The sequence below is a fragment of the Pseudomonas sp. R62 genome, from assembly GCF_000257605.1.
GTDB classification, from domain to species: Bacteria; Pseudomonadota; Gammaproteobacteria; order Pseudomonadales; family Pseudomonadaceae; genus Aquipseudomonas; species Aquipseudomonas atacamensis.
Window position 1 is genome coordinate 1,721,884 of the sequence record NZ_JH635999.1, and the last position, 9,299, is coordinate 1,731,182.

Sequence of the window (9,299 nt, forward strand, 5' to 3'; positions counted from 1 at the left end):
AACCACCCCGCCCATCACCACAATCATCAACGGCTCGAGCAACGCGGTCATGCCCATCGCCCGTCGTTCAATGTCCCGGGAAAGCGTCTGTGCCGCGCGCTCAAGCATCGGTGGCAGCGAGCCGGTTTTCTCGCCGCTGGCGATCAGGTGAATCAGCACCGGCGGAAAGACATTCTCCACCCGCAGCGCGGCGGCGAGGTTAACGCCTTCTCGCACTTTCGCCGTGGCCTCGCTGACGCTCAGGCTCAAGCGGTCGTTGGACAAGGTCTGCCGCGCCGCTTCCAATGCACGCAACAACGGCACGCCGGCGCCGCCGAGAATTGCCAACGTGGAGGCGAATCGCGCGGTGTTCAGGCCGAGAATGAAACGCCCGAACAGCGGCAACTTCAGCACCCGGTGATGCCAGCTCAAGCGCGCCGCCGGATTGCGCAAATACAGACGCCAACTCCAGAACGCCCCGGCCATCAGCGCCGCACACAACCAGCCCCACGCGCGAATGAAATCACTGGCGGTGAGCATCGCCAGGGTCAACCCCGGCAAATCCTGCCGCGCTTGAGAGAACGCGCTGACCACCTGCGGCACCACGTAGCTGAGCAGAAAAATCACAATGCCGATCGACACCAGCCCGACCACGCCCGGATAGATGAACGCGGTGAGAATCTTGCCGCGCAGGTTATTGCGTTCCTCGATGTAATCGGCCAGCCGTTCCATCACCTGCGCCAGATCGCCGGACTCTTCGCCAGCGGCAATCAACGCGCGGTAAATCTCGGGAAAGTCCCGTGGCCGCGACGCCAGCGATTCCGCCAGACGCATGCCGCTGCGCACATCGGCGCGCACGGCGCTGAGGGTCTGGGCGATGTGCTTTTTCTCGGCCTGCTCGACTGTGGCGCTCAGTGCGGCTTCCAATGGCAGACTGGCACCGAGCAGGCTCGCCAGTTGCCGCGTGGCCCAGGCGAGGTCGTTGTCGGAGAGTCTGGCGCTGAACAAACCGCCGCCGTGTCGGGCGACGTTGCTTTCCTCGTGCACCGACAGCGCTGTCAGGCCACGTCCGCGCAAGGCACTGAACGCTGCGCTCTGGCTGTCGGCCTCAAGGTGCCCGAACTCGATTTTCCCGGTGGCATCCGCCGCTTCAAAGCGATAGCGATTCATCAGGCGTCCCGTGTCACACGAAGGATTTCTTCCGGCGCGGTGGCACCGCTGCGAATCCAGCGCTCACCGTCCTCACGCAGGCTGAACATCCCCGCTTTCGACGCCGCCGCGCGCAAAGCCTGCTCCCCTGCCCCTTGGTGAATCAGTGTGCGGATGTTGTCGTCGATGCAGAACAATTCGTGAATGCCGGTGCGGCCGCTGTAACCGGTGTGATTGCACGCCGCACAACCGACCGGACGCCAGGTGCCGGGCGTGGCCGGGTCTTCCTGTTTGCACTGATTGCACAGGCGCCGCACCAGACGTTGCGCGAGGACGCCGAGCATGGATGACGCGAGCAAGAACGGTTCAACGCCCATATCGATCAGGCGATTGACCGCCGACACTGCGTCGTTGGTGTGCAGCGTCGCCAGCACCAGATGCCCGGTGAGCGAGGCCTGCACGGCGATTTGCGCGGTCTCGAGATCGCGGATTTCGCCGATCATGATGATGTCCGGGTCCTGCCGCAGAATCGCCCGCAGTGCGAGGGCAAAGGTCATGTCGATCTTGGCGTTGACCTGAATCTGGCTGATCCCCGGCAGGTCGTATTCCACCGGATCTTCCACGGTGAGGATGTTGCTGGTGCTGGCATCCAGCCGCGCCAGCGCCGCGTAGAGGCTGGTGGTCTTGCCGCTGCCGGTCGGCCCGGTGACCAGAACGATGCCGTGGGGCTGGCGGATCAGGTGATCGAGTTTGGCCAACACCTGCGCATCCATGCCGAGGGTTTCCAGATGCAAGCGCCCGGCCTGTTTGTCGAGCAGGCGCATCACCACCCGTTCGCCGTGGCCGGTGGGCACCGTCGATACACGAATATCGATCGGCCGCCCCGCTACGCGCAAGGCGATACGACCGTCCTGCGGCAAGCGTTTTTCGGCGATATCGAGCTGGGCCATGATCTTGATCCGCGACACCAGCGCACCGTGCAACGCCTTGCGCGGCGAGACCACGTCACGCAGGGTGCCGTCGACGCGGTAGCGCACCACCGAATGGGTTTCGAACGGCTCGATATGAATGTCGCTGGCTTCATCGCGCGCAGCCTGGGTGAGCAAAGCGTTGATCATGCGAATCACCGGCGCTCCATCCTGGGTGTCGAGCAGGTCGGTGATTTCCGGCATGTCCTGCATCAGCCGATCAAGATCAACCTCGTTTTCCGCAGCACCCACCACCGCCGCCGCGCTGCCGGTGTCGGCGTAAGCGCTGGCGAGCAAACCGTCGAGCTCGTCATCGCGCACCCGCTCGATCCGCGTCGCACCGAACTGCCGACGCACTTCGCTGATCGACCAGCCGGGCGTTGACGGGCACACCGTCAGCACGCCATCGCGCAAAAGAATGCGCTGCGCCTTGGCCCAGGCGTACGGCAATACACTCATCGCTCACCCTCCCCACAATTCGCCATAGCAATGCGATCCCCTGTGGCAATGCGATCCTCTGGGGCAATGAGATCCCTTGTGGCAATGGGATCCTCAGTGGCAATGGGAACCTCTGTGGCGAGGGGATTTATCCCCGTTGGGCTGCGCAGCAGACCCAAACCTTGAGAACCAATTTCTCCAGGCAAATCCCGTGTGCCAGGTTTACGACTGCTGCGCAGCCGAGCGGGGATGAATCCCCTCGCCACAATCATCATCTCAGTCAAAACCGGGTGCTCCCTTTAATCGGTACCTTGGCAATGCGATCCCCTGTGGCAATGGAATCCTCAGTGGCAATGGGATCCCCTCGCCACAATCATCATCTCAGTCAAAACCGGGTGCTCCCTTCAATCGGTGCCGTGGCAATGGGATTCCCTGTAGCAATGCGATCCCCTTTGGCAATGGGAACCTCTGTGGCGAGGGGATTTATCCCCGTTGGGCTGCGAAGCAGACCCAAAACCTGAGAACCGGTTCCTCCAGGCAAATCGCGTGTGCCCGGTTTACGACTGCTTCGCAGCCGAGCGGGGATGAATCCCCTCGCCACAGTCCCCATTCCAGTCAAAACCGGGTGCTCCCTTCAATCGGTACGGCTTTGATCGTGGCGCGTGGGCCTGATGTCGGCCCCGGCCCCGGCGCTGGCACGCCTTGCGCGGCGCTTGGCAATTGCGGCGCCTGCATGTCAGGCATCGCCCAGCTGCGTTCCGGCTGCAAGCCGCCCTGGGCGCGGCGCATGAAGTCGTAGCGGTTGAGGGTGATGCTGCGCCCCGCTTCGCTGTCGCGGATGATGTACGGGCGCAGGAACACCATCAGGTTGGTCTTGGTGATCGCCCGGCGTTCGTTGCGAAACAGCGCGCCGATGCCCGGCAGGCTGCCCAGCCACGGCACCGCATCATTGCTCTGGCTGTAGCCGTCCTGAAGCAAACCACCGAGGACCATGATCTGCCCATCGTCGAGCAGAATGCTGGTGTCGATCGCCCGTTTGTTGGTGACGATGCCCGCCGCAGTCACGCTGTTGGACGCGCGCTCATCGATGCTGCTGACTTCCTGATAGATATCCAGCTTCACCGTGCCGCCCTCGGAAATCTGCGGGCGTACGTTGAGCTTGAGGCCGACCTCTTCGCGGGTCACGGTCTGGAACGGGTTGTTGCTGGTGCCCCCGCCGCCGGTGACGTAGCTGCCGCTGACAAACGGGATGGTCTGGCCGACAAAAATGCTCGCCGCTTCGTTGTCCAGGGTCAGCAGATTCGGCGTCGACAGCACATTGGTGCCGCCCTTGCTCTTCAGCGCTCGGGCCAGCACTTTCAGGTCGAGAATCTTGCCGATGCCGGGGATGTCGACCGTGCCGTTGACATAGCCAAGGTTCAAACCCTGCGGCAGTACGTCGATGCTGTTCTTTGCCCCCGTGTTGAGACCCGCGCCGCCGAGATTGGCGCCACCGATCACGCCCTTGCCGCCAAGATTGCCGGTCTGCCATTGCACACCGAACTCACTGGCATCATCCTCGCCGACCTCGACGATCAGGCTTTCGATCACCACTTGCGCACGGCGCTGGTCGAGCAAATCGATGACCTCACGCAGATTGCGATACAGCGGCTCCGGTGCGGAAATCAGCAGCGTGTTGGTGGTGGCGTCAGCCTGAATCGTCACCCCGCCAGCGCTGAACGCAACGTTCTGTTCGCTGCTCTGCGTACCGCCACTGCTGCTGCCGCCACCACTACCCTGCGCATAGCTACCGCCGGTTGCGCCGCTGCCAGTCGTCGTTGAAGTGCCCGTGGTAGGCGTGCTGCTCTGGCCGTTCTGCCCGGCATTTCCGCCGGTGCTGCTGCCCATCGCGCTGAGCACCGACCGCGCCGCGTCGCTGCTGCCGCTGTCACTCTCGCCAGTGAGCAAACCGCGCAAGGCCTGCGCGAGTTTCGCTGCTTGGGCGTTGCGCAGATAAACCACATGCAGATTGCTCGGATTGCTCTGCGCGTTATCGAGTTTGTAGATCAGGTTGCGCGCCAGCTCGGTGCGCTCCGGGCTGCCGGCGCGGATGATGATGGTGTTCGAACGCGGGTCGCCGATCACCGCGATTTTCTGCGTCGGATCATTGCCCGGCGCGTCGAGCAAGTCGGCCACCATCGGCGCGATGTCGGCGGCGATGCCGTTCTGGATCTGCACCACATCGGTGTCGATCGCGCTCGGCGTGTCGATGCTCTCGATCAGCTGCGCAACACGGGTGAGGTTCTCGGCGTAATCGGTGATGACCACAGTGTTGTTGCCCGGGTAGGCATTGATCGGATTGTTCGGCGAGACAATCGGGCGCAGCACCGGGATCAGGTTCACCGCGTTTTCGTATTGCAGGCGAAACGTGCGCGTGAGCATGCCGTTGCCGGCCGGTTTGTCGGCGCTATAGATCGCCCCGCCGAGCAGTTTGGCGTCGGCCTCGGGAACCACCTGCGCCACGCCGCCTACATCGACCACGCTGAAGCCCTGCATGCGCAACGCCGCGAGCAACATGTCATAGGCCTGACGGGCCGGCACCTGACCTTCCGAGACCAAGGTCAGATTGCCCTTGACCCGTGGATCGACGAGAAACTGCTGCCCAGTGGCCCGCGACAGCGCACGCACCACCGCCTGAATGTCCGCCTCGACGAAGTTCAGCGTCACCGGTTGCTCGCCCAACGGATTGCGCGCAACCGTGTTGCTCGGCGCAACACCAGCACTGCGCCCACGCTGACTGATGTTGTGCAACTGCTTGGGCACCGGCCGCGCCTGAGCCTGCGCCCGTTCGCGATCGGCCACCGCATCGCCGCTGCGCTGGGTGTTGGCCAGCGGGCGCCCGAGTTCGCTGTCGACCAATAGCGGCGGCTGATTCTGCGGCGCCGTGGTGCTGTTGCACGCGCTCAATGCCATCAGCAACAACGGCAGCGCCAGACGTGCCGGTTTGCAGCGTGACTCCTTCATGAAGCTTCCTTAGCGCCCTGCGCCTGATCCATGCGAACGGTGCCTGACAATGTGCCGGCGGTGACATCGGTCGAGGTTTCGTTTGCGCGCTGCAACTGCGCCTCGACCACCTGCAGAGAAAGTTGTGACGGCTGGCTGAGCAGCCAGTCGAGCAGCGCATCGGCCGGCGCGGCGTCGACATTCAACTGCCACGCGCCGTCCTCCGCCGCGTGTAATTGGTAATGCCCAGCCAGCCCCGCCGCTTGCAGACTTTGCTCCAGCGACTGGCCAACGCTTTGCCCCTGCGGCCGCACATTGACGCTGCGCAACAGCACTTCCAGTGCCTCGGTTTGCGCGCGCAACTTGGGCGTTTCGCTCTGCCAAAAAGTGATCCTGGCCAACGGCGGCTTGACCAGCGTTAGCCAGATCAACAGACCGACAAGCACCAGCGCCATGCCGGCGACCATGCGTTTTTCACGCAGCGCCAACGGCTGCCAACGCGCCTGCAACTGGCTGCGCAAGCGCTGCCAGCGCGCACGGTAAATCGCCAGCGTCGCCCTACTCATCGTCTGCTCCGCTGTCGTCGTCTTCGTTGGTGTTTGCGCTGGATTCATCGCTCGGCCGCAGCGTCCAGCCTGCGTCATCGGCAGTGACGCTGATGCCGGCCTGGGCCAAGGTGCTTTGCCAGTCCTTGTCGTTGCCGCCACGGTTTGCATCGCTGAGCAAGGCCAGTTGCAAAGCGCCGTCACGGTAGCTCAGGCGCTCGACACTGCCAGCCATGAACGGCATGCCCGTGCCGGCCTGCAACACCAGTCGATTGAAATTTTGCGCCGGGTCATCGACCGCGCCTTTTTGCCGTTGCTCGAGTTGCTGACGCGCCTGTTGCAGCGGGTTGAGAATAACCGGCAATTCCGGGAACGCCTGCTTCACCCGCTGACTCATCTGCGCCTTGAGCTGCTGGCCCTGCCGCGCTTCGCGAGCGGCGTAGAGATTCAGGCCGACCACCCAAACGGCCACGGCCAAAGCCACACACCCGACAGCGCGACCCCAACCGCGCTGCTCGCCGCCGCTTTGCTGCAGACCACCGTGCAACCCCCAACCGGGCAATGGACCGATCCAGCGTTGTGTCGCGTCAGCTGCGAACGATGCCTCATCAACTTCGTCACCGAGCAACGGCTCAACCTGCGCACTGTTCAAACTCTCGCGCCGGAGCAAATGCCCGTCCGCCACACAAGCGACAACCCCCGGCAGCACTGGCAGGCTGTACGGCGCCGGATACAAACCGCGCAGCGTCAACCCCGCCTGCTTGAGTACCGCAGCTAGACGCTGCAAGTGCTGCCGCGCCACCCAGGCGATTTGCACCTGCCCGCTTGCATCGCGAGGGCTGTGGCCGATATGCATCTGGCTGCTGTCGCCGAGCATCAACGCCTGTGCCGCACACTGCACAGCGGCCGCCGTTTTGTTCGCGGGCAGCGGCGGCAGATCAATGCTGGCGAGCAGGCTGTCGGCCGGATGCAGAAAGCACAGCAGCGGCGGCTGTTTTGGCCGTTGCCCCAACTGACTCAGCGTAAGCCGTTCCACACGACTGGCCTGCCCCTGACGATCCAGCCAGGCGCAACTCACTTCGCTGTGCAACTCCAGCTCCGCCAATGGCGGCAACCCGACGCGCAACTGGCTCATGCGCCCACCCGCGACCAGATCACTTGCGGCAGCCGATCCTCGCTGCGGTGCAGCAAAGCGTCGAGGCTGACCCGCCGCCGATCACGCCGTGCCTCACCGCGCAAACGAAACCAGTCACTGGTGATGCCGACCTTGACGCTGCTCATTTCCAACTGCGGCATGCGCAAGCGGTTCACAAAATCGCCGCGATTGATAAACCAGCGCCCGGCGTCACGCTCGGCGATCAACGCCGTCGCGCGCTCCAGCGAAAGCCCCGGCACATACGCCACCAGCACCTGCGCCGTGGCGGTGTTGCCGTTGATCCACGTCGTCGCCGGAATCACCGTCACGTACGGCGCCAGTTGGCCGATCAGCGCATCGGTCACGCCTTCGACGCTGCGCAAATCATCCAGCGTGCGCAGCATCGGCACCTTCGGCGGTGGCGGTTTGTGATCGGCATCCGGCGAAGTCGCGCGGCCGCTGTCGAAACCGGCTTTACCGGTCGCGCCGATCTGCGCATTCAGCAGATGCGGATAACCGGCAATCACCCGCTGACGAATGCGCTGCCCGACAACGGCGCTCACACCAATCAGCTCGCACAAACGCTCAAACGCCTGCACCTGCGCCTCATCGATGCGCTCGTTGGCGACCAGATTGCGCAGGTTGAACTTGCCCTGCTCGTCCTCCAGCCGCCCGGCAAAACCCGCCGCCAGCAACGGCTGCGCCCAAGGCTGATCGCGCCGGGTCAACGGATCACGCAGGCGCGCATCCCAGAGCAACTGCCGGCTGATCTCCAGACCACCCTGCGCGACCCAACGCCCCTGCACCCGCTGCTGATCGGCCTCCAGCGCCCGGGTCGCCACGCTCTGGCGCGTCAACATCCCCGCCGCAATCACCGCCACCACGGTGGCAATCAACAACGCGCTGATAATCGCCATGCCCCGTTGCTTCGCCCCGTTGAGCGAACCTGTGTTCACGGCCGGCCTTACAACTGCCAGGAACCGATATCGGCATTCACGCCATCGCCGTCAGGCTGGCCATCGGCGCCGAGGGAAAAGATATCGACCTCACCATTCGCGCCCGGGTTGAGGTACTGATAAGGCCGGCCCCACGGGTCATTCGGCAAACGCTCCAGGTACGACCGCCAGTTGCTGTTCTTCGCATCCGCCGGCCGCTCGACCAACACCTTCAGCCCCTGGTTCATGCTCGGATACGTGCCGTGATCGAGGCGATACAACTTCAACGCCTGCATCAACCCACCAATATCCTGCTTCGCCGCCGTCGCCCGCGCCTGATCCGGCCGGTCGAGCACCTTGGGCACCACCATCGCCGCCAGAATCCCCAGAATCACCACCACCACCATGATCTCGATCAGGGTAAAACCCTGCTGCCCACGCGGCACGCGCGGCGACTGACTGAGCGTGTTCAAAGGTGCGATATCCATCTCGACATTCCCTGGCTTGATCCGAATTCGACGCGCAGTGTTGCAAGAAGATATGTCAGGGATGTTGAAAATCCTCGGGTGTTTCCGTCGTCAAGCCGTCAAGGACGGGGGTTAGCGTCGAGGGCTGGGTTTTGCTTTTGGGCCATGTATGCGCGCGCGAACGCGAGAGGAAGGATTCACCCTGATCGAAGTGCTGGTGGCACTGGCGATCATCGCCGTCGCCATGTCAGCCGCTGTGCGGGTGGCGGGGTTGATGACTCAGAGCAGTGGGGTTTTAAGGGATCGGTCGGTGGCGATGATTGCCGCGCAGAGCCGGATGGCTGAGCTACGGCTGGAAGGTCGATTGCCGAATGGGGTGAAGGCTGTTGAATGTGATCAAGGACGGCTTATGTTGCGCTGTGAACAGGTAATCGCCAGCGCAGAGAATGGACGGTTGCTCAAGGTTGGAATCCAAGTATTTGATCGCAATCAAAATGCGCCGCCGTTGGCCAGACTGGAGACCCTGTTGTCACGGCCAGGAAGCCCCTCACCCTAGCCCTCTCCCGAGGGAGAGGGAACCGATACGGGGATGTTCCAGAGATACGCCGACCTGAACGTATCGCTCTGAATCCATAATCAACGCGGTCGCTCAGGTCGATGTAAAACTCAAGACACCTCGGTCGGCCCCCTCTCCCTCCGGG

General features: G+C 63.3%; 8 protein-coding genes. 1 reads left to right on the forward strand and 7 read right to left on the reverse strand.

Features of this window, described 5'->3' with window-relative positions:
* The 7 genes from gspF to gspG form a co-directional block, all read right to left on the reverse strand.
* A partial coding sequence (gene gspF / locus OQK_RS25685) for a type II secretion system inner membrane protein GspF (RefSeq protein WP_016774961.1) occupies positions 1-1,149 on the reverse strand: 1,149 nt, incomplete at its 3' end.
* On the reverse strand, positions 1,149-2,555 hold the full coding sequence (gspE, locus tag OQK_RS25690; protein ID WP_016774962.1) for a type II secretion system ATPase GspE: 1,407 nt from the start codon (positions 2,553-2,555) through the stop codon (positions 1,149-1,151). The genes gspF and gspE, both read right to left, overlap by 1 nt.
* Positions 2,556-3,149: 594 nt before the next feature.
* Positions 3,150-5,537 (reverse strand): type II secretion system secretin GspD, encoded by a 2,388-nt coding sequence (gene gspD / locus OQK_RS25695; protein ID WP_016774963.1) that lies wholly within the window; start codon positions 5,535-5,537, stop codon positions 3,150-3,152.
* Complete coding sequence (gene gspM, locus OQK_RS25700; protein WP_016774964.1) at positions 5,534-6,082, reverse strand: type II secretion system protein GspM; 549 nt, start codon at positions 6,080-6,082, stop codon at positions 5,534-5,536. Before gspM ends, gspD begins: the two co-directional genes overlap by 4 nt.
* The gene (gspL, locus tag OQK_RS25705; protein WP_016774965.1) at positions 6,075-7,196 is read right to left on the reverse strand and encodes a type II secretion system protein GspL; all 1,122 of its coding nucleotides are present in this window, start codon (positions 7,194-7,196) and stop codon (positions 6,075-6,077) included. The genes gspM and gspL overlap by 8 nt, the downstream gene beginning before the upstream one ends.
* Positions 7,193-8,113 (reverse strand): type II secretion system minor pseudopilin GspK, encoded by a 921-nt coding sequence (gene gspK / locus OQK_RS25710; protein WP_050977876.1) that lies wholly within the window; start codon positions 8,111-8,113, stop codon positions 7,193-7,195. The genes gspL and gspK overlap by 4 nt, the downstream gene beginning before the upstream one ends.
* A 47-nt stretch (positions 8,114-8,160) precedes the next feature.
* Positions 8,161-8,619, reverse strand: a complete 459-nt coding sequence (gene gspG / locus OQK_RS25715) for a type II secretion system major pseudopilin GspG (RefSeq protein WP_016774967.1) — start codon at positions 8,617-8,619, stop codon at positions 8,161-8,163.
* A 148-nt stretch (positions 8,620-8,767) separates the two neighbouring features.
* On the opposite strand from gspG, the gene gspI reads away from it, so the two are divergent.
* Positions 8,768-9,154 carry a type II secretion system minor pseudopilin GspI gene (gene gspI, locus OQK_RS25720; RefSeq protein WP_016774968.1) on the forward strand — a complete coding sequence of 129 codons (387 nt, stop codon included), beginning with the start codon at positions 8,768-8,770 and terminating at the stop codon, positions 9,152-9,154.
* Positions 9,155-9,299: the final 145 nt, after the last annotated feature.

Bases quoted from the DNA above. Each gene is read 5' to 3' on its own strand.
- gspE (WP_016774962.1), bottom strand. From the start codon at position 2,555: ATGAGTGTATTGCCGTACGCCTGGGCCAAGGCGCAGCGCATTCTTTTG.
- gspD (WP_016774963.1), bottom strand. From the start codon at position 5,537: ATGAAGGAGTCACGCTGCAAACCGGCACGTCTGGCGCTGCCGTTGTTG.
- gspM (WP_016774964.1), bottom strand. From the start codon at position 6,082: ATGAGTAGGGCGACGCTGGCGATTTACCGTGCGCGCTGGCAGCGCTTG.
- gspL (WP_016774965.1), bottom strand. From the start codon at position 7,196: ATGAGCCAGTTGCGCGTCGGGTTGCCGCCATTGGCGGAGCTGGAGTTG.
- gspK (WP_050977876.1), bottom strand. From the start codon at position 8,113: ATGGCGATTATCAGCGCGTTGTTGATTGCCACCGTGGTGGCGGTGATT.
- gspG (WP_016774967.1), bottom strand. From the start codon at position 8,619: ATGGATATCGCACCTTTGAACACGCTCAGTCAGTCGCCGCGCGTGCCG.
- gspI (WP_016774968.1), top strand. From the start codon at position 8,768: ATGCGCGCGCGAACGCGAGAGGAAGGATTCACCCTGATCGAAGTGCTG.